This is a genomic window from Pantoea vagans, assembly GCF_004792415.1.
Classification (GTDB): Bacteria; Pseudomonadota; Gammaproteobacteria; order Enterobacterales; family Enterobacteriaceae; genus Pantoea; species Pantoea vagans.
This window is the reverse complement of record NZ_CP038853.1, coordinates 441,727-466,613: the sequence shown is the minus strand read 5'-3', so window position 1 is coordinate 466,613 and position 24,887 is coordinate 441,727. Positions and strand designations below refer to the sequence as shown.

Below are 24,887 nucleotides of genomic sequence, written 5' to 3'. Positions count from 1 at the left end.
GACTTACTCAGCGCCGCCAGCGAAGTCCAGATTCTGGCCTTCTTTCAGGGTGACGTAAGCTTTTTTCCAGTCGCTACGACGACCGATACGCTGTCCTTGACGCTTAACTTTGCCCTTAACTACCAGGGTGTTTACGTCTTTAACTTCTACTTCGAACAGTTTCTCAACAGCAGCAACGATCTCTGCTTTGGTCGCGTCATTAGCAACTTTGAGAACGATGGTATTAGTTTTTTCCATCGCGCTAGATGCTTTTTCAGATACGTGCGGCGCGCGCAGTACTTTCAGCAGACGTTCTTCACGGATCATGCCAGCATCTCCTCAACTTGCTTAACTGCATCAGCAGTCATAACGACTTTGTCGAAGGCGATCAGGCTAACTGGGTCGATACCGGATGCATCACGCACGTCAACCTTGTACAGGTTACGCGCAGCCAGGAACAGATTCTCATCCAGTTCACCGGTGATGATCAGCACGTCTTCCAGAGCCATGTCTTTCAGTTTCTGTACCAGCAGCTTGGTTTTCGGTGCTTCTACAGCAAATGATTCGACAACGATCAGACGATCTTGACGTACCAGTTCGGACAGGATGCTTTTCAGCGCGCCGCGGTACATCTTTTTGTTAACTTTTTGACTGTGGTCCTGCGGCTTCGCAGCAAAGGTCACGCCACCTGAACGCCAGATTGGGCTCTTTACAGAACCTGCACGCGCACGGCCGGTGCCTTTTTGACGCCATGGCTTTTTGCCTGAACCGGTTACTTCGGCGCGAGTTTTCTGCGCGCGAGTACCCTGGCGGGCGCCAGATGCGTAAGCAACAACAACCTGGTGAACCAGCGCTTCGTTGAAATCACGACCGAAGGTAGTTTCGGAAACAGTCAGCGCGCTCTGCGCGTCTTTCAATACTAATTCCATTGCTATCCCCTTACGCCTTCACAGCTGGTTTAACGATCAGGTCGCTACCGGTAGCACCGGGAACTGCACCTTTAACCAGCAGCAGGTTGCGCTCAGCGTCAACACGTACTACGTCCAGACTCTGAACGGTTACGCGCTCATTACCCAGCTGACCTGCCATTTTCTTGCCTTTGAACACTTTGCCCGGAGTCTGGTTCTGACCGATAGAACCCGGAACGCGGTGAGACAAGGAGTTACCGTGAGTAGCGTCCTGGGTACGGAAGTTCCAGCGCTTAACGGTACCGGCGAAACCTTTACCTTTAGAGGTACCGGTTACGTCAACTTTCTTAACTTCAGCGAAAATCTCAACGCTGATGCTCTGACCTACAGAGTACTCTTCACCTTCAGCGGTGCGGAATTCCCACAGGCCACGGCCAGCTTCAACGCCAGCTTTAGCAAAATGACCAGCTTCAGGTTTGGTCACACGGTTTGCTTTTTTAGCACCGGTGGTAACCTGAATTGCCTGGTAACCATCGTTTTCCAGGCCTTTGACCTGAGTAACGCGGTTCGCTTCAACTTCGATTACGGTGACGGGGATAGAAACGCCATCTTCAGTGAAGATGCGGGTCATGCCCACTTTTTTACCGACTAAACCAATCATTGTTTCAACCTCTCAATCGCTCGATGACCTGATTAACCCAGGCTGATCTGCACGTCAACACCGGCAGCCAGATCCAGACGCATCAGAGCATCAACCGTTTTTTCAGTTGGCTCAACGATGTCTACCAGACGCTTGTGAGTGCGGATTTCGTACTGATCACGCGCATCTTTGTTAACGTGCGGAGAGATCAGAACAGTAAAACGCTCTTTGCGGGTTGGCAGCGGGATTGGACCACGAACCTGCGCACCAGTGCGCTTGGCGGTCTCAACGATTTCCGCGGTTGATTGATCGATCAGACGATGATCAAACGCTTTAAGACGGATACGGATTCTTTGGTTCTGCATGAGACCAGAGCTCCAAACTTTTTATAGACGAAAAAAATTACTACTCGAGCCCATTACGATTGATGGGAGAGTGTAATCGTTCAGCATATAACTCCCCAATTGGGAGTATTGTCAGGCGGCCTATATTTCAGCCGTCTGCGATTCTGCTCGAATCGCGCCTGCAATATCTGCAGGCCCGCGCATTATACGTAAATCTGTTCAGGAAGCAACCCGTGTTGCGGTTTTCCCTGTTAAATAGTGGCCGGTTCGTGCGGCACGCATCGCAATGCCGTACTGCAAAGCGGTTAAACCACAAATTTTGTTGCGAGCACTTTTCCGCCGTTATTTATCCATGGGTGACACAGAATAAGAAGCCGATGAAAGTGCTCTTAACCTCTCATCCGGAGCAGCATCATGTCACTGTTCACTCAATTCATAGCACTCGCTGGCGGAGGCGCACTGGGAAGCTTTCTTTCGCTGGCCTGTGTGCGCTTCTCCCCCGCCCTCTCACCCACTCAGTGGTTTGTCGCACTCTGCTTTCCCGGTTCACGGTGTGATTGTTGTCAGCAGCGCCTGCTAAGGCGCGATACGCTGCCATTGATTAGCTGGCCATGGTTAAGAGGCCGATGCCGCTTCTGTCATCATCCGTTCGGCGCGAAAAGCTTCATCACTGAATGGCTGGTCGCAATACTTTGCCTGCTGGTGCTGCAAAGCTTCACCGATCCTGCCGACGCTATCTTCATCATTACTGCCTCCAGCCTGCTGCTTCTGGTGGCTGCCATTGATCACCACCACTTCTGTATACCTGACCCGCTCAGCTATCTGCTGCTCTGGCTGGTATTACTTCACGCCACCGTAACCGGAAATGAAACAGCAGCGATATGGGGCGCCCTGTCGGGCTACTGTACATTGTGGCTACTTGCCTGGAGCTATCGGCAGGTTCGGGGCCACGAAGGATTAGGTTATGGTGATATGAAGCTTTTCGCGGCGTTAGGCGCGTGCTGTGGATGGCAGGCACTACCCTGGATTGCACTGGGAAGCACTTTTCTGGCACTGGCGACAATCGTAATGCTGCAGCGTCGGGGGATAATTCAGGGGAAAAGCCCGCTGCCGTTTGGCCCTTTCCTGGCCATTGCGGGCTGGGTAACGATCGTGCTGCAGACCCGATTCACTCTTCTTTGATTTGAGCCTGCAGATAGTTCTGGATGCCCATCTTCTGGATTAACTCAAGTTCCGTTTCAATCCAGTCGATGTGATGCTCTTCATCAGCCAGGATTTCAATCATCATGTCACGGCTGACATAGTCATGTACCTTGTCAGCATAGGAGATGGCCTCACGCAGATCTTTAGCACCTTCCAGCTCCAGATTCAGGTCTGAACTCAGCATCTCCTCGACGTCTTCACCAATACGCAGACGTCCCAGATCCTGAAGATTTGGAATGCCCTCAAGAAAGAGAATGCGTTCAATGTATTTGTCCGCATGCTTCATCTCGTCGATCGATTCGTGATACTCCACATCGTTGAGGCGCGTCAGCCCCCAGTTTTTAAACATGCGCGCATGCAGAAAATACTGATTGATGGCAACCAGTTCATTTCCAAGCAGTTTATTAAGATGACTGATAACTTTGATATCGCCCTTCATTGTTAACCCTCCGCGTCTGGTTTATTAGAGCGTAGATGTGGTTAAAAAGAAGTCAAAAAAACGCGACAGATATTGTGGGTATTCATACATCCAGTGGCAGTCAGGCTATCTCTTTATAGAGCGGAGCATGCTGCATTTCTTCATCCATAATCTCACGCGCAGCACGAACGCATTTGCCACACTGTTTGCCTACCGGTACAAACTGGCGCAGTTGCTGAATAGATTTGGGCTGATATCGACGCACAACTTCACGAAGGGTTTTATCACTGATGGCATTACACAGGCAGACGTACATTGATTCATCACTCGGGTACATTTTCTGTACATAGTGTAAATGCGAATCGTTTTTATTTCAAACCTACCCTTTACAGGGTTATGGCCATTTTCAGAGCAAAAAAAAAGAGCACCGGAGTGCTCTTTTTCACTGTGTTGCAGTGGTCGTTTGCACGACCACAGCAGATATCACAATTAAGCGATAACTTTAGCAACAACACCCGCGCCAACGGTACGGCCGCCTTCGCGGATTGCGAAGCGCAGACCTTCGTCCATTGCGATTGGGTGGATCAGGGTAACAACCATTTTGATGTTGTCGCCTGGCATTACCATTTCAACGCCTTCTGGCAGCTCTACTGAACCGGTCACGTCAGTGGTACGGAAGTAGAACTGTGGACGATAGCCCTTGAAGAACGGAGTATGGCGGCCACCTTCGTCTTTAGACAGAACGTAAACTTCTGACTCGAACTGGGTGTGTGGCTTGATAGAGCCTGGCTTAGCCAGAACCTGGCCACGCTGGATGTCTTCACGCTTGATACCGCGCAGCAGAACACCACAGTTTTCGCCTGCCTGACCCTGGTCCAGCAGCTTACGGAACATCTCAACACCGGTACAGGTTGATTTCGCAGTATCTTTGATACCAACGATTTCAACTTCGTCGCCGACTTTAACGATGCCGCGCTCAACACGACCGGTAACAACGGTACCACGGCCAGAGATTGAGAATACGTCTTCGATTGGCAGCAGGAACGGCATGTCGATCGCACGCTGTGGTTCTGGGATATAGGTATCCAGATGCTCAGCCAGTTCGATGATTTTCGCTTCCCACTCAGCTTCGCCTTCCAGCGCTTTCAGAGCAGAACCACGAACGATTGGAGTGTCGTCGCCTGGGAAGTCATAGGCTGACAGCAGGTCACGAACTTCCATCTCTACCAGTTCCAGCAGCTCTTCATCATCAACCATGTCACATTTGTTCAGGAACACGATGATGTAAGGAACGCCAACCTGACGACCCAGCAGGATGTGCTCACGGGTCTGTGGCATCGGGCCATCAGTCGCAGCAACAACCAGGATCGCGCCGTCCATCTGCGCAGCACCGGTGATCATGTTTTTCACATAGTCGGCGTGGCCTGGGCAGTCAACGTGTGCGTAGTGACGAGTCGGGGTTTCATACTCAACGTGTGAAGTGTTGATGGTGATACCACGAGCTTTCTCTTCTGGTGCGTTATCGATCTGATCGAATGCACGAGCCTGGCCGCCGTAAGTTTTAGACAGTACGGTGGTGATAGCTGCAGTCAGGGTGGTTTTACCGTGGTCGACGTGACCGATGGTGCCCACGTTTACGTGCAGTTTGTTACGCTGAAATTGCTCTTTCGCCATGGCGATAATTCCTTACGTTGTGCCTTCACCATCTGGGTGAAGGCATCAGTTCAAATTTAAACCGTAGCTTATTTGCTACGAGCTTCAATAACGGCCTGCGCTACGTTGTTCGGCGCATCGTCATACTTCAGGAACTCCATGGAGTAAGAAGCACGACCTTTGGTCAGAGAACGCAGCTGAGTTGCGTATCCGAACATCTCAGACAACGGAACTTCAGCGTGAATCTGAACGCCAGTAGCGTTAGATTCCTGCCCTTTGAGCATACCACGACGACGGCTAAGGTCACCGATGACATCACCCGTGTTCTCTTCTGGCGTTTCAACTTCAACCTTCATGATAGGCTCAAGCAGAACAGGTGTCGCTTGTTTAAAGCCTTGTTTGAAGGCAATAGACGCGGCCAGTTTAAACGCCAGTTCTGAGGAGTCGACATCATGGTAAGAACCGAAGTGCAGACGCACGCCCAGATCCACAACCGGATAACCAGCCAGAGGGCCTGATTTCAGCTGTTCCTGGATACCTTTGTCAACCGCAGGGATGTATTCACCAGGAATCACACCACCTTTGATGTCGTTGACAAATTCGTAACCTTTCGGGTTCGAACCTGGCTCCAGTGGGTACATGTCGATAACAACATGACCGTACTGACCACGACCACCAGACTGCTTGGCGTGTTTACCTTCAACATCGGTAACTTTGTTGCGAATCGCTTCACGGTAAGCAACCTGTGGTTTACCCACGTTTGCTTCAACGTTGAACTCACGCTTCATGCGGTCAACGATGATGTCGAGGTGCAACTCACCCATACCCGCGATGATGGTCTGGTTAGATTCTTCATCAGTCCATACGCGGAATGATGGGTCTTCTTTCGCCAGACGGCCCAGAGCCAGACCCATTTTTTCCTGGTCAGCTTTGGTTTTTGGTTCAACGGCGATAGAGATTACCGGCTCCGGGAACTCCATGCGCTCAAGGATGATGACGTTCTCTGGGTCACACAGGGTGTCACCAGTGGTCACATCTTTCAGGCCGATCGCAGCTGCGATATCACCCGCACGGACTTCTTTGATCTCTTCACGCTTGTTAGCGTGCATCTGAACGATACGGCCCAGACGCTCACGGTTTGACTTAACCGGGTTGAATACGGTGTCGCCAGTGTTAACAACACCAGAGTAAACGCGGAAGAAGGTCAGGTTACCGACAAACGGGTCAGTAGCGATTTTGAACGCCAGTGCAGCAAACGGCTCGTTGTCGTCTGAGTGACGAACAGCCGGCGTGTCTTTACCGTCGTCCAGCATACCGTTGATCGCGGTAACGTCAGTCGGTGCTGGCAGATATTCAACAACGGCATCCAGCATCGCCTGAACACCTTTGTTCTTAAAGGCAGAACCACAGGTTACCAGGATGATTTCGTTGTTCAGAACACGCTTACGCAGAGATGTTTTGATCTCTTCTTCAGTCAGTTCTTCACCACCGAAGAATTTCTCCATCAGCTCATCAGAGCCTTCAGCAGCGGCTTCAACCAGCTTCGCACGCCATTCTTCAGCCAGTTCCTGCATATCAGCTGGGATATCTTCGTAAACGAAGGTCACACCCTGATCTTCGTCGTTCCAGTTGATTGCTTTCATTTTCACCAGGTCAACAACACCGGTGAATTTCTCTTCTGCGCCGATAGCCAGCTGCAGAGGAACTGGAGTTGCGCCCAGACGAACTTCCATCTGGTTAACAACTTTCAGGAAGTTAGCACCCATGCGGTCCATTTTGTTAACGAACGCAATGCGTGGAACTTTGTATTTGTTAGCCTGACGCCATACGGTCTCAGACTGTGGCTGAACGCCACCAACTGCACAGTAAACCATTACCGCGCCATCAAGCACACGCATAGAACGTTCTACTTCGATGGTGAAGTCAACGTGTCCTGGGGTGTCGATGATGTTGATGTGGTGTGGTTCGAACTGCTTAGCCATACCAGACCAGTAACAGGTGGTCGCAGCGGAAGTGATGGTAATACCACGTTCCTGTTCCTGCTCCATCCAGTCCATGGTTGCTGCGCCGTCATGTACTTCACCGATTTTGTGGTTTACACCGGTGTAGAACAGAACGCGTTCGGTAGTGGTAGTCTTACCGGCGTCGATGTGCGCACTGATACCGATGTTACGGTAGCGAGCAATGGGTGTTTTACGAGCCATTTGATTCCTCGGTTTTTCGGACGTTCAAAATTAGTCAACCCCAGCGGGTTGGCCCTTTGGGCGCCCGCTGGTTTAACAACTACGCGACTGTTACCAGCGGTAGTGAGCGAACGCCTTGTTGGCTTCAGCCATACGGTGAACGTCTTCACGTTTCTTCACTGCAGTACCTTTGTTCTCTGCAGCATCAGAAAGTTCGTTCGCCAGGCGAAGAGCCATTGATTTATCACCGCGTTTACGAGCAGCATCTACGATCCAGCGCATTGCCAGGGCATTACGACGAACCGGACGGACTTCAACTGGTACCTGATAAGTAGAACCACCAACGCGACGTGACTTAACTTCGACAGTCGGACGCACGTTTTCCAGCGCTACTTCAAAGGCTTCCAGGGAGTTTTTACCTGAACGCTGAGCCAGGGTCTCAAGCGCGGTATAAACGATTGATTCTGCAGTAGATTTTTTACCATCTACCATCAGGATATTTACAAATTTGGCCAGCAGCTCTGATCCGAACTTAGGATCTGGCAGAATTTTACGCTGACCAATGACGCGACGACGTGGCATGGAAATACTCCGTTGTTAATTCAGGATTGTCCAAAACTCTATGAGTTTATTATGACATTTAATTTAAAACGTTTGGCCTTACTTAACGGAGAACCATTAAGCCTTTGGCTTCTTCACGCCGTACTTGGAGCGAGCCTGCTTACGGTCTTTAACACCTGAGCAGTCCAGCGCGCCACGAACGGTGTGGTAACGCACACCTGGCAGGTCTTTTACACGACCGCCACGGATCAGGATCACGGAGTGTTCCTGCAGGTTATGACCTTCACCGCCGATGTAGGAGGTAACTTCAAAACCGTTGGTCAAACGCACACGGCAGACTTTACGCAGTGCGGAGTTTGGTTTCTTAGGAGTGGTGGTGTACACACGAGTACAAACGCCACGTTTTTGCGGGCAAGCTTCCAGCGCCGGCACGTTGCTCTTTGCAACTTTGCGGACGCGTGGTTTGCGAACCAGCTGGTTAACTGTTGCCATTAAATAGCTCCTGGATTTGCTTTTGCTTCGTAAACACGTAATAAATCGCCTCGTAGAATTACGAGGAGGCAGAATTTTAGGGCTGAGTCAAAGGGGTGTCAAGAAATAACCAGGTTTTAGCCGATTACCAGACCATTTGTTGCGGATGCCTGATCGTTAGCGTGACAAAGCCAGTATAGTCTACTGACTGCATGCTGGTTGAAATTTGTTCAGTGAGTCCCCGCGCCTGGACATCCTCAGCAAGCACCCATAGCGTTGCTTTACACGCTGACAGCTGCGCCAATGCGCGACTGCCTGCTAAGGCAGCCAGCACGCCATCCTGCAGCAGCAGCAGGTCATCGCCCTCACACGCGATTAAAAGCAGGGTTTCGAGGTCACAGTGTGCCGGTGAGTGCATTAAGGTGTGCAGCATTAACATCTCTTAAAAAGTCAGAATGCGATCGTAGCTGGCCAGCGTCTGCCGCAGCTCCGGCGCGTCCAGTAGCGTAACATCCAGCAACCGGTCAGCGTCAACCGCTAATCCACGCGTTATCAGCGATGTCCGGCAGAGATAACACTGTTCAATGTCATACAGCGCCAGTACGCCAAAGGTCGCGGCATAGTGACGGCTCTTAATCGCCTCAGGCTGCTGGTGCAGATTGAGCTGCAGTACGCCATCACCAATAAAAAACAGGCCGATATCTTCACTGAGTGCGCCCGTAGCCAGCGCGGCATCCAGCCCCTCACGCCCTGCACTGCTACCGTGCGGTGCCCGGGTAAAGACAAATGCGACACGATTCATCAGAACTGCACCATACGTTCACAGCTCAGCGCCGCTTCTGCCAGCGCACCCAGCCCGCTCAGGGTAAAACCCGGCTGCAGGTTACTGCCTGCCAGCTGGAGTCGGGCCGCTTCCTGCTGATCGCTGACACCACGCCGCAGCGCAGCCGCGACACAGATGTTCAGTGCCACACCCTGCTCCTGATGTAATGTCTGCCACGCGCGCACCAGATCAAACTCATCGCTGGCGGGCGCCGTCAGCTGGTTAGCGTTCAGCACCCCTTCGCGATAGAAGAATACGCTGTCAAGCTGATGGCCCGCCGTCAGTAGCGCGCGGGCGAACAGATATGCACTGGTCGCCTGTTGCGTCCCGTAAGCCGGGCCGGTGACCAGCAGGGTATAACGCATTACCGATCCTGATCCTGAAAGTCGCCATTTTTAAACTGGCGGATGTAGAGATAGACAGTATGCTTCGAGATGTTCAGCCGGTCCGCCACCTGGTTGATGGCATCCTTAATGTCGAAGATCCCCTTCTCATACAGGTTCAGCACAATCTGACGATTCTTGGCGTTGTTCGACACGTTGCGATCGGCACTCACCTCTTCAATGGTGAACTCCAGCGTCTGCATCACCAGATCGTCGACCGAACTGGCGAAGTTGACGTTAGAGTCAACCTGCTGCATTTCTGGCGGCATGAAAGTCGACATGATCTGTGAGAACGGCACATCCAGGTTCATGTTGATGCAGAGCAGGCCAATAACCCGTTGCTGACGGTTACGGATCGCGATGGTGACCGACTTCATCAGCACGCCGCTTTTGGCACGCGTGAAATAGGCACGGGAGACATTGCTGTCCGCGCTGTGCATATCGTGCAGCATACGCAGGGCTAAATCAGTGATAGGGGAACCGACTTTACGGCCGGTGTGTTCCCCATTGGCAATACGCACGGCCGAACACTTCAGATCTTCCAGCGAATGCAGGACGATTTCACAATGCGAGCCGATCAACATCGCCAGGCCATCCACGACAGCCTCGTACGATTTCAGAATATCGTAATCAGTTTCTTCGAACGGGCGCTGCTCCAGAAGATCGAAGTCGCTCAGTTCACCCGGATTGAATGGATTAGACATTGAAGAGTATCACCCTGAATGGCTGGAGCCTGTCACAGCGGCTTATGGGCAGACTCAATATTGGGATAATTAGGCAGGCATTAGTCTGGCAAATGTCGTCGGCTTATGCCAGAGGTTTGTCGTGAAGCTAAAATGAAACCGCCGCCCGGAGGCGGCGGTCAGCAGATTACTGCGCTTTTTCTGCAGCAGCAGGCGCAGGGGCCTGTGCTTTTTCATCTGCTTTAGGCGCGGGTTTGATATCAAGCAGTTCAACATCAAAGACCAGGGTGGAATTAGCCGGGATACCCGGAACGCCGTTTTTGCCGTAAGCCAGATTCGGTGGGATCACCAGCTTGATCTTGCCACCTTTCTTCACGTGCTTCAGACCTTCAGTCCAGCCTGGGATAACGCCATCCAGACGGAATGAGAGCGGCTCGCCACGGGTATAAGAGTTGTCGAATTCAGTACCGTCGATCAGCGTACCTTTGTAGTTCACCACGACAGTGTCGCTGTCTTTAGGTGCGTCGCCAGTACCTTCTTTCTCAACTTTATACAGCAGGCCGCTTTCGGTTTTCTTCACGCCGCTCTCTTTAGCAAATTTGGTTGCGAAAGCGTCGCCCTTTTCAGCGTTCTCTTTCGCATCTTTTTCCATTTTCGCTGAGGCTGCGCCTTTCACGCGGCCTTCAAAGGATTGCAGCGTCTGCTCAATCTCTTCGTCAGACAGTTTGCTCTTGCCACCAAACGCATCCTGAACACCAGCAATCAGCTGCTGCTTATCCAGTTTGATGCCCAGTTTTTCCTGCTCCTTCAGGGAGTTGTCCATGTAGCGACCCAGTGAAGCACCCAGTGCGTAGGCAGACTGCTGGTCTTCATCTTTGAAAGCCGCATTCTTAGGTGCCTGAGGCGCGGACTGTGGCGCGGCGGCTGGTGCAGCCTGTGGCGCCGCAGCGGTGTCTGCTGCCATTGCCATTGATGCATTCAGTGCAACAGCCATGGTGGTAGCTAACAATGTGACTTTAAACAGTGATTTCATCCATTCTCCAAAACCGAAGCGTCTAACCTCGGGAAACATTGCGGACTTCAGGGCCCACACTATAACTTTACGTGGCAGTGTCGAACACTCCCACAATGTAATTACCCGGTCTACCTCCGACCTTTATAACATCGGGAAGTTTCATCAGAGATGATGCCGCGCTGCCTTTTTTCAAGCGCAACGCCTCCGGGCGTGAAAAAAACAGGTGATTCCTGGCATTCAGGTCGTAGAATCACGCCCTGAGTCGCACCTTAACAGAGGAACAGGTCATGCAACAATCTGAGTGGGAACAGCGTCTGGAGACGTTAGAAAGCAAACTGGCCTTTCAGGAGATGACCATTGAGCAGCTGAACAGCGCGGTGGTTCAGCACGAGCTGGAGATGAACAAGATGCGTGAGCAGATGCGCATTTTAACCGACAAGCTCAAAGCGAATGCGCCCTCAATGGTCGCCTCGCAGTCTGAAGAGACGCCACCGCCACACTACTGATGGTGGGCGGTGTCTGGCCCTGGCTCAGCCGGGCCGAACCAGAGTATCAGCCAAAAGAAAGGCCACCCGGAGGTGGCCTTGAAAGGTCTGTTGAGACTTAGTGGCTGCAGCCGCAACCGCCAGTACCACAACCGCCTTTACCGTGGTCGTGGTCGTGATCATGGCCGTGATCGTGGTCATGATGATGGCCATCTGCACCGTGAACGTGGCCATGAGCCAGCTCTTCCGGTGTGGCTTCACGGATAGCAACCACTTCAACGTTGAAGTTCAGGTTCTGACCCGCCAGCATGTGGTTACCATCAACCACGACGTGATCGTCTTCCACTTCGGTGATTTCTACCGGTACCGGACCCTGATCGGTCTCTGCCAGGAAGCGCATGCCAACCTGCAGTTCGTCAACGCCCATGAAGACGTCTTTAGGTACGCGCTGCACCAGGTTGTCGTCATACTGACCGTAAGCATCATTTGCCGGGATATGCACGTCAAATTTGTCGCCGGCAACGTGGTTTTCCAGCGCATTTTCCAGACCAGAAATCAGGGAACCATGACCGTGCAGGTAGTCTAACGGTGCACTCACCGGTGACTCGTCAACTAACACGCCGTCTTCTGTACGTACCTGATAGGCCAGGCTTACCACCAGGTCTTTTGCTACTTTCATGATATCTCCTAACCGTTGAGAGCTGAGATCCCGTCTCATTGGTCTATTCTTGCGTGCAATAACACCAACCAGAAAGGTTCGGGGTTGAGTGCAAGAGGGGTTTCACTTTCTCTTGCGACTTCAGCCTTAATGGCGTCAATTGTAACGGAATTCAATCCCGCTGTAAGTTTAAGCGTGAAAAAAGCTGCCCGATTTCGCTATTCAGGATGGAAAATGCCGATAACCTGCTCATTGGTCCGAACCTGATCGCGCGCCTGCTTATCTGCCTCACGCATCTGGTGACCACACTTCACACACTCCACCACATCAACATTGTTTTCACGCCACATCGCCAGCGTGTCCTTCTCCTGGCAGTGCGGGCATGTCGCACCAGCAATAAAACGTTTACGCATTAGCTTCTGCCTGTTTAAAAAGGTTATTGATCATCGTCCCAGCCGTCGATCTGCCGCTTTTCACGCTGCATTTCACGCTGGAAGATATCTTCCAGTTCACGCCGCGCTTCACGGACGCGTGAAGCCTGTGCAGCGCTTTCAGAGAGCGTCGGCACCAGCTCGCGAAGCATCCGCATATCAAGCCGGCGGAAATGCTGCTGAGCGCGGTGCGCCTGATGGGGATGCATCCCCAGTGACATCAATGTTTTACGGCCCAGCTCCAGCGCACTGGAGAAGGTCTCACGCGAGAACTGCGTGACGCCTGCCTGCAGCAGCTCATGCGCTTCCACGCGGCCCCGGGCGCGCGCCTGAATCTGCAGCTGCGGAAAATGCTGCTGGCACAGATGCACGATAGTCATCACATCTTCCGGCTCATTACAGGTGATCACAATCGACTGGGCGCTGGCTGCACCAGCGGCACGCAGTAACTCCAGCTCGGTGGCATCACCGTAATAGACCTTGTAGCCATATTTGCGCATCAGACTGACCACACTGATGTCGCGTTCCAGCACGGTAATACGTTTGTTGTTCGCCATCAGCAGGCGACCTATCACCTGTCCGAAGCGACCAAAGCCCACCACAATTACCTGCGGCTGGTCATCTTCGACAAAGTGTTTCTCTGCATTTTCGTCTGGCTCATTAAAGCGGCGTGCCAGCAGTCGGTCGATACCCTTCATCAGCAGCGGCGTGGTCATCATCGACAGCGTCACCGTCACCAGCAACATCGGCAGTTGATCGCCTGAGAAAAGCTTTGCCGACGAGGCCGCTGAAAAGAGCACAAAGGCAAACTCGCCGCCCTGACTCAGTACGCCAGCAAACTGCTGGCGCTCGGAACTGCGCAGGCCATAAATGCGCGCCAGCAGATAGAGCACCAGCGTTTTCACCGCCACCAGCGTTACCACGCCCAGCAGGATGGTCACAATATGGGTATAGAGCACTCCGAGGTTGAGCGCCATGCCCACCGAAATAAAGAACAGGCCCAGCAGCAGCCCCTTAAACGGGTCGATAGCGACTTCCAGCTCATGCCGGTATTCACTTTCTGCCAGCAGGATCCCGGCAATAAAGGTGCCCAGCGCCATCGACAGCCCGAGCGCATCCATAAACAGCGCGGAACCCAGCACCAGCAGCAGCGACGCTGCGGTAAAAACTTCACGCACGCCCGATGCCGCGATATAACGGAAGATCGGCCGCAGCAGATAGCGTCCGCCCACCAGCATGCCGGCAAACGCCAGCACTTTCATACCGACCTTCATCCAGTCGATGTGACCGCTGTCGGTGCCGGCCAGCAGCGGGATCAGCGCCAGCGCCGGGATGACCGCGATATCCTGAAACAGCAGCACCGAAAAGCCCAGCTGCCCCGCTTCGCTGCGGTTCATGCCTTTATCCATCATCAACTGCAGCGCCATGGCGGTCGAAGACATCGCCAGACCAATCCCGCCGATAATTGCCGCCTGCCAGCTAAAGTCGGTCAGCCATAATAAGCCGCCCAGAATAGCCGCTGAGAAGATCACCTGCGCCGCGCCGACGCCAAAAATGGAGCGGCGCAGCGCCCACAGCTTTGCCGGATTTAGCTCCAGCCCGATAATAAACATCAGGAAAACCACGCCAAGCTCAGAGAAGTGAAGAATCTCATCGACATCGCTGATAAAGCCTAATCCCCACGGGCCGATGGCGATACCCGCCACCAGATAGCCCAGAACAGCACCAATACCGAGGCGAGCCGCCACCGGCACAATCAATACCGCCGCGACCAGATAAATCACCCCGGCGGTCAGCAGCGTTTGCCCTTCCATCTATACCCCTCCATTCGGCAGCGGTGCTGCCAGCCAGTCGCCATAGGCGCGGGCATAATTTTTCATTAACTCCGGACTCTGCCGACGCGCCCAGTAGACGATCATCGGCGGCATCCAGTGCATTCGGCACATCTGCGCGGTCAGCTCAAAAGGACGCATAATGTCATTGAGCGAATAGCGGTTCAGACCCTGCTGTTTAAAAGCACTTTCCGGTTCTCCGGTCGTCACCACGCTGCGCCAGTACTTGCCTTCGAGCGCATTGCCATCCACACCATTGGCGAAACCGCGTGACAGAACGCGATCCAGCCACTCTTTCAGCAGCGCCGGACAGCTATAGGTATAGAGCGGATGCTGGAAAATGATGACGTCGTGTTCGCGCAGCAGCTGTTGTTCATAGTGAATATCGATAAAAAAATCCGGATAGGTCGCGTACAGATCGTGCACGGTGACGTGTTCCAGTGCCTGAGCCGGCTGTAGCAGAATCCGATTTGCGACCGAATCCTGTGATTCCGGATGAGCATAAAGCAGCAAAACCCTGGGTGGCTGCGACATCCTTTCCCTCCAAAGCGTCGTCATTGGTGCGGTTTTCCGCTACCATGCACGACGCAGCAAAATCTCATTATGTTGCCAGTAAATTAACATATTCTGACGATACGGCGCTTACATGATTGTCTTCTCAGCCTTACAAATTCGCCGCGGCATCCGCGTCCTGCTCGACAATGCCACCGCCACCATCAATCCCGGTCAGAAGGTCGGGCTGGTGGGTAAAAACGGCTGTGGGAAATCCACGCTGCTGTCGCTGTTAAAAGGTGAAATCACCAGCGATGCCGGTACCGTCACGTTCCCCTCTCACTGGGCGCTGGCCTGGGTGAATCAGGAAACTCCCGCGCTGGATAAAGCTGCGCTGGAGTACGTGATTGATGGCGATCGCCAGTTCCGCCAGCTTGAGGCAGAACTGGCAGACGCCAATCTGCGCGACGATGGCAATGCCATCGCGCTGCTGCATGGCAAGCTGGATGCGGTGCAGGCGTGGAGCATCCATGCGCGCGCCTCAAGCCTGCTGCATGGTCTGGGCTTCAGTCAGGAACAATTGCAGCGTCCGGTCAGCGACTTCTCCGGTGGCTGGCGTATGCGCCTTAATCTGGCCCAGGCGCTGATTTGCCGTTCCGATCTGCTGCTGCTGGATGAACCGACCAACCACCTCGATCTCGATGCAGTGATCTGGCTCGAGCGCTGGCTGAAGAGTTATGAAGGCACGCTGATCCTGATCTCGCACGATCGTGACTTCCTCGATCCGGTCATCGACAAAATTATCCATATCGAACAGGAGTCGATGTTCGAATACACCGGCAACTACAGCTCCTTTGAGCGGCAGCGCGTCGCCAAGCTTGCTCAGCAGCAGGCGCTGTATGAAAGCCAGCAGGAGAAAGTGGCGCATTTACACAGCTACATTGATCGTTTCCGCGCCCAGGCTACCAAGGCGAAGCAGGCGCAGAGCCGCATCAAGATGCTGGAGCGCATGGAGATGATCGCGCCGGCCCATGTCGACAACCCGTTCAGCTTCACCTTCCGCAAGCCGGAGAACCTGCCTAATCCGCTGATGAAGATGGAGAAGGTCACTGCGGGCTATGGCGACCGTATCATTCTCGACGCCATCAAGCTCAACCTGGTTCCGGGATCGCGTATCGGCCTGCTGGGACGTAACGGCGCCGGTAAATCGACCCTGATTAAGTTGCTGGCGGGTGAGCTGGAAGCGATGGACGGCAAGATGGGGCTGGCGAAAGGGATCAAGCTTGGTTACTTCGCCCAGCATCAGCTGGATTACCTGCGGGCTGACGAGTCGCCGCTGCAGCATCTGTCGCGCATTGCGCCTCAGGTGCTTGAACAGCAGTTGCGCGACTATCTGGGCGGCTTCGATTTCCGTGGCGATAAAGTCACTGAAAAAACCGAACGCTTCTCCGGCGGTGAGAAAGCGCGACTGGTGCTGGCCCTGATTGTCTGGCAGCGCCCTAACCTGCTGCTGCTCGATGAACCTACCAACCACCTGGATCTCGATATGCGTCAGGCGCTGACCGAAGCGTTGATCGACTTCGAAGGGGCGCTGGTGGTGGTGTCGCACGACCGTCACCTGCTGCGCGCCACTACCGACGATCTCTATCTGGTGCACGATGGCAAAGTGGATGTGTTTGAGGGCGACCTCGAAGATTATCAGCAGTGGCTGAGCGATCTGCAGAAACAGCAGGCGCAACAGGATGCCGCACCGAAGCAGGATAACGGCAACAGTGCCCAGGCGCGTAAAGATCAAAAGCGCCGCGATGCCGAACTGCGCACCCAGACGCAACCACTGCGCAAAGAGATCGAGAAGCTGGAAAAGCAGATGAGCAAATGGCAGAGCCAACTGGCCGATGCCGAAGCCCAGCTCTCAGACAGTGCGATTTATGATCCGAGCCGTAAAGCGGACCTGACCACCGCGCTGCAGCGTCAGGCGGAGAGTAAATCTGCGCTGGAAGAGGTTGAGATGGCCTGGCTGGAAGCCCAGGAACAGCTCGAACAGATGATGGCTTCATAAAAAGATTCTCCCCGCTCGCGGGGAGATTTTTTTAACGCGGTTTATCGCCCAGCACCGTTGCCCGCTGCATGATGCGCCGGGCGGGATAGTAGTCAGCATTGGCATAATGCTGCGTCACCCGATTATCCCAGATAGCCAGATCGTCTGGCTGCCAGCGCCAGCGCACCTGAAACTCCGGTTTGGTAGCATGCGCAAACAGGAAGCCCAGCAGCGCATCACTCTCCTTCTCGCTTAAATCCACAATCCGCGTGGTAAAACCCTCATTCACAAACAGCGCTTTTTTGCCGCTGACCGGATGGGTGCGGATCACCGGATGCTGCACCGGCGGATGCTTCGCCACCGCCTGCTGCCAGCGCTGATGCTCCTCTTCGGTTTTGCGGTACTTGTACTCCTGGAATGACTTTTTGAAATCATGCTCGGCACTCAGGCCTGCCAGCAGCTGCTTAAACGGCTCAGAAAGTGCCTCGTAAGCCGCAATGCCGCTGGTCCAGAGCGTATCACCGCCTGCTTCCGGCAACACTTTTGAGGCCAGTAAAGCGATGGCCGGTGGCGTATCGATAAAGGTGACGTCGGTGTGCCAGTTGTCGTTATCCGGCGGATTATCCTGATGCGTATCCAGCACGATAATCTCCTCAACGCCTTCTGCGTGGGGATAGACCGGATGGATATGCAGGTCGCCAAAGCGGATCGCCAGGGCACGATGCTGTTCCGGCGTAATTTTCTGGTCACGCAGAAACAGCACCTGGTGGCGCAGCAGGCCATGGTAAAGCTGTTCAAACTGCGCATCACTTAATGGGCGAGAGACATCCAGGTTTGAGACCTGCGCGCCGATATAGGGGCCAAGCGGGGTAAAACTGATACGTTCATTCATGACTGTTCTCCACTCCAGGGCGTCAGACGGCGCTGCAACGCGCGGAGCCCGAGTTCTAAGCTAAAAGCGATAAAGGCAATCACTGCGATACCCGCCAGCACCACATCGGTGGCGAGAAACTCTCCCGCTGACTGCACCATAAAACCGAGACCCCGCGTGGCGGCAATCAGCTCCGCTGCCACCAGCGTTGACCAGCCCACTCCCAGACCAATGCGCAGACCGGTCAGAATCTCCGGCAGCGCGCCCGGCAGGATCACCCAGCGCAGCAGCTGCCAGCGGTTAGCCCCCAGCGAGCGAGCGGCGCGAATACGTACCTGCTGCGTGTTACGCACCCCGGCCAGGGTAGAGAGCGTCACGGGCGCGAAGATCGCCAGATAGATCAGCAGGATTTTCGAGGTCTCACCAATACCGAACCAGATCACCATCAGCGGCAGATAGGCGAGTGGCGGAATCGGGCGATAAATTTCAATCAGCGGATCGAGCAGCCCGCGTGCGACCGGGCTGAGGCCCATCAGAATCCCCACCGGAATACCGATAGCGGCAGCAGCCGTCAGCGCAATCAGCATCCGCGTCAGGCTGGCGGCCAGATGCTGCCACAGCGTGGCATCCATAAAGCCCTGCGCGCTGGCAATCACCAGCAGCTTGCTGAACACCTGCTGCGGCGACGGCAGGAACAACGGGGCAATCAGGCCCAGCGCGGTGACACCCCACCAGAGCAGTAACAGCAGAGAGAGGCTAAGCACGCTCAGCGTAAAGGCGGTTGAAAACGGCCAGCGCAGCCGACGGCGCACCGGCAGAGACTTATCGTGGATTAATGCGCTCATGCAAACGCCTCCCGCTGATCAAATACCCGGCTCAGCACATATTCGCGCTGGGCGATAAACTGCGGATCGGATTTGATGCTGCGGCACGACTCTCCCGCAGCAAAACGGCGGCCAAATTCGGGTCGTAGCCGCTCCACGATACGGCCCGGTCCTGGCGACAGCAGAATCAGTTCGCTGGCGAGGAAAATCGCCTCTTCTATATCGTGTGTAATCAGCAGGATCTGTTTACCGCTGTCGCGCCACAGCGTCAGCAGCAGTGTCTGCATCTGCTCACGGGTAAAAGCATCCAGTGCGCCAAACGGCTCATCCAGCAGCAGCAGTTGCGGATCGGTGGCCAGCGCACGGGCAATACCTACCCGTTGACGCTGACCGCCGGACAACTGCCAGATGGCGCGCTTTTCCGCCCCTTCCAGCCCGACCTGCCTGATGAGTTTCCGCGCTATGGCCTCACGTGCCTGGCGCGGCATCCCCGCCAGCTGCAGGCCAAAGGCGACGTTATCCAGCACGTTGCGCCACGGCAGTAACCCTTCATTCTGAAACACCACGCCGCGCTCCGCGCCTGGCCCGGTCACCGGCTGGTTATCCAGCGTGATGCTGCCCGACTCCACCGGCAGGAATCCGGCCACCAGATTAAGCAGCGTGGTTTTGCCGCAGCCGGAGGGGCCGAGCACGACCAGCAGTTCCTGGCTATCCAGTTGCAGATTGATATCCTGCAATACTGGCTGTCCGGCATAACGGGCATTAAGGTGAGCGATGCGCAGCATAGTGCCTCCTTACGGTTTAACTAATGGCTCGACGAAGCGGGAGGTCACATAACTGCTGTAGTCGTTATCTGCCTGCGGCACCCGGCCCTGCGCTTTCAGGAACTGCGCGGTATCGACGATCGCCTTATTGACCGGCTTGCCCAGCTGCTCAACCTGCTGCTGCGCCGTCAGGTAGGTATTGCCCTTCACCAGACCTGGCACCTGCGCTTCCGGCACGCCGCTCAGGCGTGAGAGTTTGCTGAGGTTATCAGGCTGCTTCAGCCAGCTGTCGGGACTGTTAAGGTAGGCCTGCTGCGCATCGATCGCGCTGCGGGCAAAGGCGGTCACGATCTCCGGGTGCTGTTCGGCAAAATCTTTGCGGACAACCCAGACATCCAGCGTCGGTGAACCCCAGCTCCCCACTTCCGCAGAGTCGGTTAACACCTTGCCTTCTTTCTCCAGCTCATTGACTGCGGGCGCCCAGACATAGGCACCATCAATGTCGCCACGCTGCCAGGCCGCGATAATCGCTGGCGGCTGCAGGTTTACCAGCTGAACCTGCGACGGCTTGATGCCCCAGTGTTTCAGTGCAGCCAGCAGGCTGTAGTGAGTAGTAGAGATGAACGGCACCGCGATGCGTTTGCCGATGAGATCTTTAGGAGAGGTAATGGTCTTTTTTACCACCAGCGCTTCAGAGTTGCCCAGCTGAGAGGCGAGTAAAAAGGCTTCAATTGGCAGTTTCTGCGCTGCTGCGACCGCTAACGGACTGGAACCGATGTTGCCAATCTGCACGTCGCCGGACGCCAGTGCGCGTAAGACGCCTGCACCGCTGTCAAACTTTCGCCAGTCAACGCTGGCCCCGCTCTCTTTCGCAAAACTGTTGTCAGCCTGCGCCACTTTCGCAGGTTCGGCTGAGGTCTGGTACGCCACGGTGACATTGACCGCATCTGCCCGAAACGCCAGCAGTGCCAGCGCTGCGGCTAAAAAAGTTAAACGTGTTGCTGCCATGATCATTACCCCGCCGTTTTTATAGTGGAGGTAGTGTCTGCGGCCGCTATAGTTTCATAAAGGAATTAAAAATTATCCCTAATAGAAATAAGTTCTTAGATCACTATCTGCAAAACTAAGTTAAAAATCGCAAATGCTGAAAATAGCTAAAGTAAGCAAAAATGTCAGGCGCTCACATTATCCCTGTGCTATTGATATGCGTTCCCAATTTTTGCCTGTTAAGGTCTCTGTATCCGATGTCGATCGAGAAAGTCGCTCAGCTGGCTGGCGTCTCCAAAGCCACGGTATCGCGCGTTCTCAACGCGCATCCCGGTGTAAAGTCCGATACGCGTGAGAAAGTTCTGGCGGCAATCTCTGCCTGCGACTATCAGCCCAATCTGCTGGCGCGTCAGCTGCGTACGGCGCAAAGCAACATGCTGCTGGTGCTGATCTCGGATATCACGAATCCCTTCTGTTCACGCGTGGTTCAGGGCATCGAGGCCGAAGCGGAACTGCATGGCTATCATATCCTGCTCTGTAACTCCGCCTCGCAGCTTCAGCGTGAAGCCGCCTATCTGAGCCTGCTGACCGGCAAAGTGGTGGATGGCGTGATTACCATGGATGCGGCCTCCGGCTTACAGGATTTGCAGGCGCTGATCGCCGGAGCCCCCTGGGTGCAGTGCTGTGAATTTAACCCTGACATCCCCGCCTCCTCGGTCAGCATTGATCACCTTGAAGCGGCGCGTGACACCGTCCATTACCTAGCCGGTAAAGGGCGTAAACGCATCGGGCTGGTCAATGGCGACATGCGCTACCTCTACTCGCATCATCGTGAAAAAGGCTACCGGCAGGCGATTGAGGAGCTGGGGTATGAGTGGTCCGGCGTCTCTTATACCTGTGAGATCTCCCCTGAAGCAGGCAGTCAGGGACTGAGGGAGTTGATGGCGCTGCCGGAACCGCCGGATGCGGTGTTTGCGGTGTCAGATGTACTGGCGGTAGGCGTGGTTCATGCGGCGCTGGAAGCAGGTCTGCGCGTGCCGGAAGATCTGGCGGTCGTCGGTTTTGATGGCGTGCCGTTTACCCGCAGCCTGAATCCACCGCTGACCACCATTGAGCAGCCGATGAACCAGCTCGGCGCGCGCAGCGTGCAGCTGCTGCTGCAGAAGATCCGCAATCCGAACGCGCCGGTCATCCGTGAGGTACTGCCCTGGACGCGCGTTGAACGCGCATCCAGTTGACTCAGTGCCAGATTAACAGCACGCAGGCCGCAGTCAGCAGCCCCATAGCCAGGTTAAAGATTTTCCAGGCGCGACGGCTGCGCAGAATGCGGCCGATCATCGCGCCAAATGCCATCCAGATCGCGCCTGACACCAGATTGACCAGAAACATGCCGACGCTTATCGCCATCACTGAATGACGATATGCATCACCCGCCAGACTGAAGCTGGCGACCGCGCCCAGCGCCATCAGCCAGGCCTTAGGATTGATAAGCTGCAGCAACCCACCCTGCCAGAACGGCATCGGCGCATCCGGTGCCTGATCGGTTTCCAGCTTTTCATAGCTGGACGTCGCTATCTTCCACGCCAGCCAGAGCAGATAGAGGCTACCGGCGATCTTCAGCACCAGGTGCAGCGACGGATAGAGCAGGATCAGACCGCCAACGCCAAAGGCCACCATCAGCAGCATCACCTGCATACCGATCATGATGCCGATCATCAGCGGAATGGTGCGCAGAAAGCCAAAATTAGCGCCTGAGGCGGTGAGTAACATATTATTAGGCCCGGGCGTAATCGCCGCGACCCAAAGAAAGCCCAACATTGATAAGAAAAGACTCAGTTCCATGGCAATCGGGTACTCCTTACCCTTGCAAGAAAAAACTTATCGAAGCTAACAGTGTGATATGGAACAGACAAGCTTTTACCACATGAAATTTACCGGACCGGAAAACGAGCAATTCACGCCGCCTGACAGCCTGCGTAACGCCCACCTGCAGACAATGCTGCCGCGCCTGCTGCGTCGCCGTGTCACGTTCGCGCCTCACTGGCAGCGACTCGATCTGCCGGATGGCGACTTCGTCGATCTCGCCTGGAGCGAAGATCCACAACAGGCGCAGCATAAACCGCGCGTCGTGCTGTTTCATGGGCTGGAGGGCAGCTTTCACAGCCCCTATATTCATGGCCTGATGAACATCTGCCGTGCGCGCGGCTGGCTGGCAGTGGTGATGCATTTTCGCGGCTGCAGCGGCGAACCTAACCGGCTCAATCGCATCTATCACTCCGGCGAAACGGAAGATGCCCGCTTTTTCCTGCACTGGCTGCGTACGCGCTGGGGCCAGGTGCCGACCGTTGCCATCGGTTTTTCGCTGGGCGGCAATATGCTGGGCTGCCTGCTGGGCCAGCAGGGCGCAGCTGCCGAAGTGGATGCAGGCGTCATTGTATCCGCCCCGCTGCTGCTGGAGCCGTGTAGCGTAAAACTGGAACGCGGCTTCTCACGCTTCTATCAATACTATTTGCTGGCGCAGCTGAAGAAAAATGCCCGCCGTAAACTGCACGCCTGGCCGGACACGCTGCCGGTTAATCTGGCGCAGCTAAAAGCACTGCGGCGACTGCGCGATTTTGATGATGCGATTACCGCCCGTGCCCACGGTTTTGTCGATGCAGCCGATTACTATCATCGTGCCAGCGCCATGCCCTGGCTGAAGCACGCAGAGAAACCGCTGCTAATCATCCACGCCAAAGACGATCCCTTCATGAGTGATGAGGTGATCCCGCACAGCAGCCAATTATCTGCCACTATTACTTATCAACTGACACCACACGGCGGCCACGTCGGTTTTGTCGGCGGGACATTACGCCAGCCCGAAATGTGGCTGGAACAGCGCATCCCGCAGTGGATCGCCCCTTTTCTGGATAACTGATCTCGTGATTATTCCCTGGCAACAGGTCTCTCCTGAGACCCTTGAAAATCTGATTGAAACCTTTGTGCTGCGTGAAGGCACTGACTATGGCGAGCATGAACGCAGCCTGCTGGACAAGGTGGCTGATGTGCGACGCCAGCTGGAAACCGGTGAAGTGGTGCTGGTGTGGTCGGAACTGCATGAATCGGTCAATATCATGCCGCGCAAAGAATTTCGTGGCTGATGCACCCGGCACCCTTTCATGATAACAATGCTCATCGTCCGACCTCACAGGGAGCTTTTCTATGTCTGCACGTCATCCCATTATCGCGGTGACCGGTTCCAGCGGCGCAGGAACCACTACCACCAGCCTGGCATTCCGCAAAATCTTTCAGCAGCTTGACCTGCACGCGGCGGAGCTTGAAGGTGACAGCTTTCACCGCTTTACCCGCCCGGAAATGGATATGGCGATTCGTAAGGCGCGCGATCTGGGACGTCATGTCAGCTATTTCGGCCCGGAAGCCAATGACTTTGGCCTGCTGGAGCAGAGCTTTAAAGAGTATGGTCACAGCGGGCAGGGGCAGTCGCGTAAATATCTGCACACCTACGATGAAGCCGTGCCGTGGAATCAGGTACCCGGTACTTTCACGCCCTGGCAGCCGCTACCGCAGAATACCGATATTCTTTTTTATGAAGGATTACATGGCGGTGTGGTGACGGCGCAGCACAACGTGGCGGAACAGGTGGATCTGCTGGTGGGCGTGGTACCAATTGTTAACCTGGAGTGGATTCAGAAGCTGGTGCGCGACACCGGCGAGCGCGGTCATTCACGTGAAGCAGTGATGGATTCCGTGGTGCGCTCAATGGAAGATTACATCAACTACATCACGCCCCAGTTTTCACGCACCCATATCAACTTTCAGCGCGTTCCAACCATCGATACTTCCAACCCGTTCGCAGCCCGCGCCATTCCGTCACTGGATGAGAGCTTTGTCGTGATTCACTTTCAGGGGCTGGAGGACATTGACTTCCCCTACCTGCTGGCAATGCTGCAGGGTTCGTTTATCTCGCACATTAATACGCTGGTGGTGCCTGGCGGCAAAATGGGGCTGGCGATGGAGTTGATCATGGGCCCGCTGGTGAAGCGGCTGATGGAAGGTAAACGGATTGAGTAAGAGAGCAGATGCCTTTCGTGCGGTAAAGAATGACTGCTGAGCAGGCTTCAGGGAGCATACGCCTTTCGCAAAGACGCAAAACCGCCATCCCTGGCACGCTCGGCCCGCCCCATCCCTGGGGCGGGACGCTTTGCTACAGGCATATGCTCCCTTCGCTTCACGTCCGGCAA

The 24,887-nt window shown here is 54.7% G+C and carries 31 protein-coding genes; 7 read left to right on the top strand and 24 right to left on the bottom strand.

The annotated features are described in order from the left end of the window. Positions 1–3 precede the first annotated feature (3 nt). The 4 genes from rplW to rpsJ are packed head-to-tail and all read right to left on the bottom strand — an operon-like array spanning position 4 to position 1,892. Positions 4–306, bottom strand: coding sequence for a 50S ribosomal protein L23 (rplW, locus tag EGO56_RS02230; protein ID WP_003850708.1), 303 nt, complete (start codon positions 304–306; stop codon positions 4–6). Further along, positions 303–908, bottom strand: a complete 606-nt coding sequence (gene rplD, locus EGO56_RS02225) for a 50S ribosomal protein L4 (RefSeq protein WP_003850711.1) — start codon at positions 906–908, stop codon at positions 303–305. The genes rplW and rplD overlap by 4 nt, the downstream gene beginning before the upstream one ends. Positions 909–918: 10 nt before the next feature. Next, positions 919–1,548, bottom strand: a complete 630-nt coding sequence (gene rplC / locus EGO56_RS02220) for a 50S ribosomal protein L3 (protein ID WP_003850712.1) — start codon at positions 1,546–1,548, stop codon at positions 919–921. A gap of 32 nt (positions 1,549–1,580) precedes the next feature. Further along, positions 1,581–1,892 carry a 30S ribosomal protein S10 gene (gene rpsJ / locus EGO56_RS02215; RefSeq protein WP_001181005.1) on the bottom strand — a complete coding sequence of 104 codons (312 nt, stop codon included), beginning with the start codon at positions 1,890–1,892 and terminating at the stop codon, positions 1,581–1,583. A 393-nt stretch (positions 1,893–2,285) separates the two neighbouring features. Between rpsJ and EGO56_RS02210 the strand changes: the two genes are divergently transcribed. Beyond that, complete coding sequence (locus tag EGO56_RS02210; RefSeq protein ID WP_135907599.1) at positions 2,286–3,053, top strand: prepilin peptidase; 768 nt, start codon at positions 2,286–2,288, stop codon at positions 3,051–3,053. Here the strand turns inward: EGO56_RS02210 and bfr are convergent. The 11 genes from bfr to fkpA form a co-directional block, all read right to left on the bottom strand. Next, complete coding sequence (gene bfr, locus EGO56_RS02205) at positions 3,040–3,513, bottom strand: bacterioferritin (RefSeq protein WP_013359241.1); 474 nt, start codon at positions 3,511–3,513, stop codon at positions 3,040–3,042. The two genes, EGO56_RS02210 and bfr, sit on opposite strands and share 14 nt — an antisense overlap. Before the next feature lie 100 nt (positions 3,514–3,613). Further along, entirely contained in the window at positions 3,614–3,808 is a 195-nt protein-coding gene (gene bfd / locus EGO56_RS02200; RefSeq protein WP_033784140.1) for a bacterioferritin-associated ferredoxin, read from the bottom strand. Positions 3,809–3,981: 173 nt separating this feature from the next. Beyond that, positions 3,982–5,166, bottom strand: a complete 1,185-nt coding sequence (tuf, locus tag EGO56_RS02195) for an elongation factor Tu (RefSeq protein WP_135907598.1) — start codon at positions 5,164–5,166, stop codon at positions 3,982–3,984. 68 nt (positions 5,167–5,234) lie between these two features. Continuing rightward, positions 5,235–7,349 (bottom strand): elongation factor G, encoded by a 2,115-nt coding sequence (gene fusA, locus EGO56_RS02190; RefSeq protein WP_033734130.1) that lies wholly within the window; start codon positions 7,347–7,349, stop codon positions 5,235–5,237. A gap of 90 nt (positions 7,350–7,439) precedes the next feature. Beyond that, a complete protein-coding gene (gene rpsG / locus EGO56_RS02185; RefSeq protein WP_009087603.1) occupies positions 7,440–7,910 on the bottom strand; it encodes a 30S ribosomal protein S7 in 471 nt (156 codons plus the stop codon). 96 nt (positions 7,911–8,006) lie between these two features. Further along, entirely contained in the window at positions 8,007–8,381 is a 375-nt protein-coding gene (rpsL, locus tag EGO56_RS02180) for a 30S ribosomal protein S12 (protein WP_003852912.1), read from the bottom strand. Positions 8,382–8,505: 124 nt separating this feature from the next. Further along, positions 8,506–8,793 carry a sulfurtransferase complex subunit TusB gene (gene tusB / locus EGO56_RS02175; RefSeq protein WP_135907597.1) on the bottom strand — a complete coding sequence of 96 codons (288 nt, stop codon included), beginning with the start codon at positions 8,791–8,793 and terminating at the stop codon, positions 8,506–8,508. A gap of 9 nt (positions 8,794–8,802) precedes the next feature. Next, positions 8,803–9,162, bottom strand: a complete 360-nt coding sequence (tusC, locus tag EGO56_RS02170; protein WP_135907596.1) for a sulfurtransferase complex subunit TusC — start codon at positions 9,160–9,162, stop codon at positions 8,803–8,805. Beyond that, entirely contained in the window at positions 9,162–9,548 is a 387-nt protein-coding gene (gene tusD / locus EGO56_RS02165; RefSeq protein WP_135907595.1) for a sulfurtransferase complex subunit TusD, read from the bottom strand. The genes tusC and tusD overlap by 1 nt, the downstream gene beginning before the upstream one ends. Beyond that, on the bottom strand, positions 9,548–10,270 hold the full coding sequence (locus tag EGO56_RS02160; RefSeq protein WP_135907594.1) for a helix-turn-helix transcriptional regulator: 723 nt from the start codon (positions 10,268–10,270) through the stop codon (positions 9,548–9,550). The genes tusD and EGO56_RS02160 overlap by 1 nt, the downstream gene beginning before the upstream one ends. Positions 10,271–10,436: 166 nt before the next feature. Continuing rightward, positions 10,437–11,282, bottom strand: a complete 846-nt coding sequence (fkpA, locus tag EGO56_RS02155) for an FKBP-type peptidyl-prolyl cis-trans isomerase (RefSeq protein ID WP_013359250.1) — start codon at positions 11,280–11,282, stop codon at positions 10,437–10,439. Positions 11,283–11,551: 269 nt separating this feature from the next. Here fkpA and EGO56_RS02150 point away from each other — a divergent pair, with 269 nt between their 5' ends. Then, positions 11,552–11,770 carry a SlyX family protein gene (locus EGO56_RS02150; RefSeq protein ID WP_013359251.1) on the top strand — a complete coding sequence of 73 codons (219 nt, stop codon included), beginning with the start codon at positions 11,552–11,554 and terminating at the stop codon, positions 11,768–11,770. 97 nt (positions 11,771–11,867) lie between these two features. On the opposite strand, the gene slyD is transcribed toward EGO56_RS02150, so the two are convergent. The 4 genes from slyD to kefG all read right to left on the bottom strand — a co-directional run bounded on the left by slyD (position 11,868) and on the right by kefG (position 15,204). Then, positions 11,868–12,428 carry a peptidylprolyl isomerase gene (gene slyD, locus EGO56_RS02145; RefSeq protein ID WP_009087618.1) on the bottom strand — a complete coding sequence of 187 codons (561 nt, stop codon included), beginning with the start codon at positions 12,426–12,428 and terminating at the stop codon, positions 11,868–11,870. A 197-nt stretch (positions 12,429–12,625) separates the two neighbouring features. Then, a complete protein-coding gene (locus tag EGO56_RS02140) occupies positions 12,626–12,820 on the bottom strand; it encodes a YheV family putative zinc ribbon protein (RefSeq protein ID WP_010253033.1) in 195 nt (64 codons plus the stop codon). A 23-nt stretch (positions 12,821–12,843) separates the two neighbouring features. Further along, positions 12,844–14,652, bottom strand: a complete 1,809-nt coding sequence (gene kefB / locus EGO56_RS02135) for a glutathione-regulated potassium-efflux system protein KefB (protein ID WP_013359253.1) — start codon at positions 14,650–14,652, stop codon at positions 12,844–12,846. Continuing rightward, the gene (gene kefG / locus EGO56_RS02130; RefSeq protein WP_013359254.1) at positions 14,653–15,204 is read right to left on the bottom strand and encodes a glutathione-regulated potassium-efflux system ancillary protein KefG; all 552 of its coding nucleotides are present in this window, start codon (positions 15,202–15,204) and stop codon (positions 14,653–14,655) included. A gap of 112 nt (positions 15,205–15,316) precedes the next feature. Here kefG and EGO56_RS02125 point away from each other — a divergent pair, with 112 nt between their 5' ends. Further along, positions 15,317–17,221: an ABC transporter ATP-binding protein gene (locus tag EGO56_RS02125; protein ID WP_135907593.1), complete on the top strand. Its 1,905-nt coding sequence runs from the start codon at positions 15,317–15,319 to the stop codon at positions 17,219–17,221. Positions 17,222–17,252: 31 nt separating this feature from the next. Here the strand turns inward: EGO56_RS02125 and tauD are convergent, their stop codons facing one another. The 4 genes from tauD to tauA are packed head-to-tail and all read right to left on the bottom strand — an operon-like array spanning position 17,253 to position 20,667. Continuing rightward, positions 17,253–18,092 carry a taurine dioxygenase gene (gene tauD, locus EGO56_RS02120; RefSeq protein ID WP_107319097.1) on the bottom strand — a complete coding sequence of 280 codons (840 nt, stop codon included), beginning with the start codon at positions 18,090–18,092 and terminating at the stop codon, positions 17,253–17,255. Further along, the gene (gene tauC, locus EGO56_RS02115) at positions 18,089–18,916 is read right to left on the bottom strand and encodes a taurine ABC transporter permease TauC (RefSeq protein ID WP_013359257.1); all 828 of its coding nucleotides are present in this window, start codon (positions 18,914–18,916) and stop codon (positions 18,089–18,091) included. Before tauC ends, tauD begins: the two co-directional genes overlap by 4 nt. Next, positions 18,913–19,680 carry a taurine ABC transporter ATP-binding subunit gene (gene tauB, locus EGO56_RS02110; protein WP_013359258.1) on the bottom strand — a complete coding sequence of 256 codons (768 nt, stop codon included), beginning with the start codon at positions 19,678–19,680 and terminating at the stop codon, positions 18,913–18,915. Before tauB ends, tauC begins: the two co-directional genes overlap by 4 nt. 9 nt (positions 19,681–19,689) lie before the next feature. Next, positions 19,690–20,667 (bottom strand): taurine ABC transporter substrate-binding protein, encoded by a 978-nt coding sequence (gene tauA / locus EGO56_RS02105; protein ID WP_013359259.1) that lies wholly within the window; start codon positions 20,665–20,667, stop codon positions 19,690–19,692. Positions 20,668–20,903: 236 nt separating this feature from the next. Between tauA and EGO56_RS02100 the strand changes: the two genes are divergently transcribed. Then, complete coding sequence (locus EGO56_RS02100) at positions 20,904–21,884, top strand: LacI family DNA-binding transcriptional regulator (RefSeq protein WP_135907592.1); 981 nt, start codon at positions 20,904–20,906, stop codon at positions 21,882–21,884. A gap of 1 nt (position 21,885) precedes the next feature. Here the strand turns inward: EGO56_RS02100 and EGO56_RS02095 are convergent, their stop codons facing one another. Next, on the bottom strand, positions 21,886–22,488 hold the full coding sequence (locus EGO56_RS02095; protein WP_013359261.1) for a LysE family translocator: 603 nt from the start codon (positions 22,486–22,488) through the stop codon (positions 21,886–21,888). Between the two features lie 58 nt (positions 22,489–22,546). Here EGO56_RS02095 and EGO56_RS02090 point away from each other — a divergent pair, with 58 nt between their 5' ends. The 3 genes from EGO56_RS02090 to EGO56_RS02080 all read left to right on the top strand — a co-directional run bounded on the left by EGO56_RS02090 (position 22,547) and on the right by EGO56_RS02080 (position 24,717). Beyond that, the gene (locus EGO56_RS02090) at positions 22,547–23,563 is read left to right on the top strand and encodes a hydrolase (protein ID WP_135907591.1); all 1,017 of its coding nucleotides are present in this window, start codon (positions 22,547–22,549) and stop codon (positions 23,561–23,563) included. Between the two features lie 4 nt (positions 23,564–23,567). Beyond that, entirely contained in the window at positions 23,568–23,786 is a 219-nt protein-coding gene (locus tag EGO56_RS02085; RefSeq protein WP_013359263.1) for a YheU family protein, read from the top strand. Positions 23,787–23,847: 61 nt separating this feature from the next. Further along, positions 23,848–24,717 carry a phosphoribulokinase gene (locus tag EGO56_RS02080; RefSeq protein ID WP_013359264.1) on the top strand — a complete coding sequence of 290 codons (870 nt, stop codon included), beginning with the start codon at positions 23,848–23,850 and terminating at the stop codon, positions 24,715–24,717. Positions 24,718–24,887: the final 170 nt, after the last annotated feature.

Bases quoted from the DNA above. Each gene is read 5' to 3' on its own strand.
- EGO56_RS02100 (WP_135907592.1), top strand. From the start codon at position 20,904: ATGTCGATCGAGAAAGTCGCTCAGCTGGCTGGCGTCTCCAAAGCCACG.
- EGO56_RS02090 (WP_135907591.1), top strand. From the start codon at position 22,547: ATGGAACAGACAAGCTTTTACCACATGAAATTTACCGGACCGGAAAAC.
- EGO56_RS02150 (WP_013359251.1), top strand. From the start codon at position 11,552: ATGCAACAATCTGAGTGGGAACAGCGTCTGGAGACGTTAGAAAGCAAA.
- rplC (WP_003850712.1), bottom strand. From the start codon at position 1,548: ATGATTGGTTTAGTCGGTAAAAAAGTGGGCATGACCCGCATCTTCACT.
- EGO56_RS02160 (WP_135907594.1), bottom strand. From the start codon at position 10,270: ATGTCTAATCCATTCAATCCGGGTGAACTGAGCGACTTCGATCTTCTG.
- tusD (WP_135907595.1), bottom strand. From the start codon at position 9,548: ATGCGTTATACCCTGCTGGTCACCGGCCCGGCTTACGGGACGCAACAG.
- tuf (WP_135907598.1), bottom strand. From the start codon at position 5,166: ATGGCGAAAGAGCAATTTCAGCGTAACAAACTGCACGTAAACGTGGGC.
- tauA (WP_013359259.1), bottom strand. From the start codon at position 20,667: ATGGCAGCAACACGTTTAACTTTTTTAGCCGCAGCGCTGGCACTGCTG.
- kefG (WP_013359254.1), bottom strand. From the start codon at position 15,204: ATGTCGCAGCCACCCAGGGTTTTGCTGCTTTATGCTCATCCGGAATCA.
- kefB (WP_013359253.1), bottom strand. From the start codon at position 14,652: ATGGAAGGGCAAACGCTGCTGACCGCCGGGGTGATTTATCTGGTCGCG.
- rpsG (WP_009087603.1), bottom strand. From the start codon at position 7,910: ATGCCACGTCGTCGCGTCATTGGTCAGCGTAAAATTCTGCCAGATCCT.
- tauC (WP_013359257.1), bottom strand. From the start codon at position 18,916: ATGAGCGCATTAATCCACGATAAGTCTCTGCCGGTGCGCCGTCGGCTG.
- EGO56_RS02140 (WP_010253033.1), bottom strand. From the start codon at position 12,820: ATGCGTAAACGTTTTATTGCTGGTGCGACATGCCCGCACTGCCAGGAG.
- rpsJ (WP_001181005.1), bottom strand. From the start codon at position 1,892: ATGCAGAACCAAAGAATCCGTATCCGTCTTAAAGCGTTTGATCATCGT.
- EGO56_RS02210 (WP_135907599.1), top strand. From the start codon at position 2,286: ATGTCACTGTTCACTCAATTCATAGCACTCGCTGGCGGAGGCGCACTG.
- EGO56_RS02125 (WP_135907593.1), top strand. From the start codon at position 15,317: ATGATTGTCTTCTCAGCCTTACAAATTCGCCGCGGCATCCGCGTCCTG.
- bfd (WP_033784140.1), bottom strand. From the start codon at position 3,808: ATGTACGTCTGCCTGTGTAATGCCATCAGTGATAAAACCCTTCGTGAA.
- rpsL (WP_003852912.1), bottom strand. From the start codon at position 8,381: ATGGCAACAGTTAACCAGCTGGTTCGCAAACCACGCGTCCGCAAAGTT.
- rplD (WP_003850711.1), bottom strand. From the start codon at position 908: ATGGAATTAGTATTGAAAGACGCGCAGAGCGCGCTGACTGTTTCCGAA.
- tusC (WP_135907596.1), bottom strand. From the start codon at position 9,162: ATGAATCGTGTCGCATTTGTCTTTACCCGGGCACCGCACGGTAGCAGT.
- EGO56_RS02080 (WP_013359264.1), top strand. From the start codon at position 23,848: ATGTCTGCACGTCATCCCATTATCGCGGTGACCGGTTCCAGCGGCGCA.
- fkpA (WP_013359250.1), bottom strand. From the start codon at position 11,282: ATGAAATCACTGTTTAAAGTCACATTGTTAGCTACCACCATGGCTGTT.
- rplW (WP_003850708.1), bottom strand. From the start codon at position 306: ATGATCCGTGAAGAACGTCTGCTGAAAGTACTGCGCGCGCCGCACGTA.
- EGO56_RS02095 (WP_013359261.1), bottom strand. From the start codon at position 22,488: ATGGAACTGAGTCTTTTCTTATCAATGTTGGGCTTTCTTTGGGTCGCG.
- tauB (WP_013359258.1), bottom strand. From the start codon at position 19,680: ATGCTGCGCATCGCTCACCTTAATGCCCGTTATGCCGGACAGCCAGTA.
- fusA (WP_033734130.1), bottom strand. From the start codon at position 7,349: ATGGCTCGTAAAACACCCATTGCTCGCTACCGTAACATCGGTATCAGT.
- tauD (WP_107319097.1), bottom strand. From the start codon at position 18,092: ATGAATGAACGTATCAGTTTTACCCCGCTTGGCCCCTATATCGGCGCG.
- bfr (WP_013359241.1), bottom strand. From the start codon at position 3,513: ATGAAGGGCGATATCAAAGTTATCAGTCATCTTAATAAACTGCTTGGA.
- slyD (WP_009087618.1), bottom strand. From the start codon at position 12,428: ATGAAAGTAGCAAAAGACCTGGTGGTAAGCCTGGCCTATCAGGTACGT.
- tusB (WP_135907597.1), bottom strand. From the start codon at position 8,793: ATGCTGCACACCTTAATGCACTCACCGGCACACTGTGACCTCGAAACC.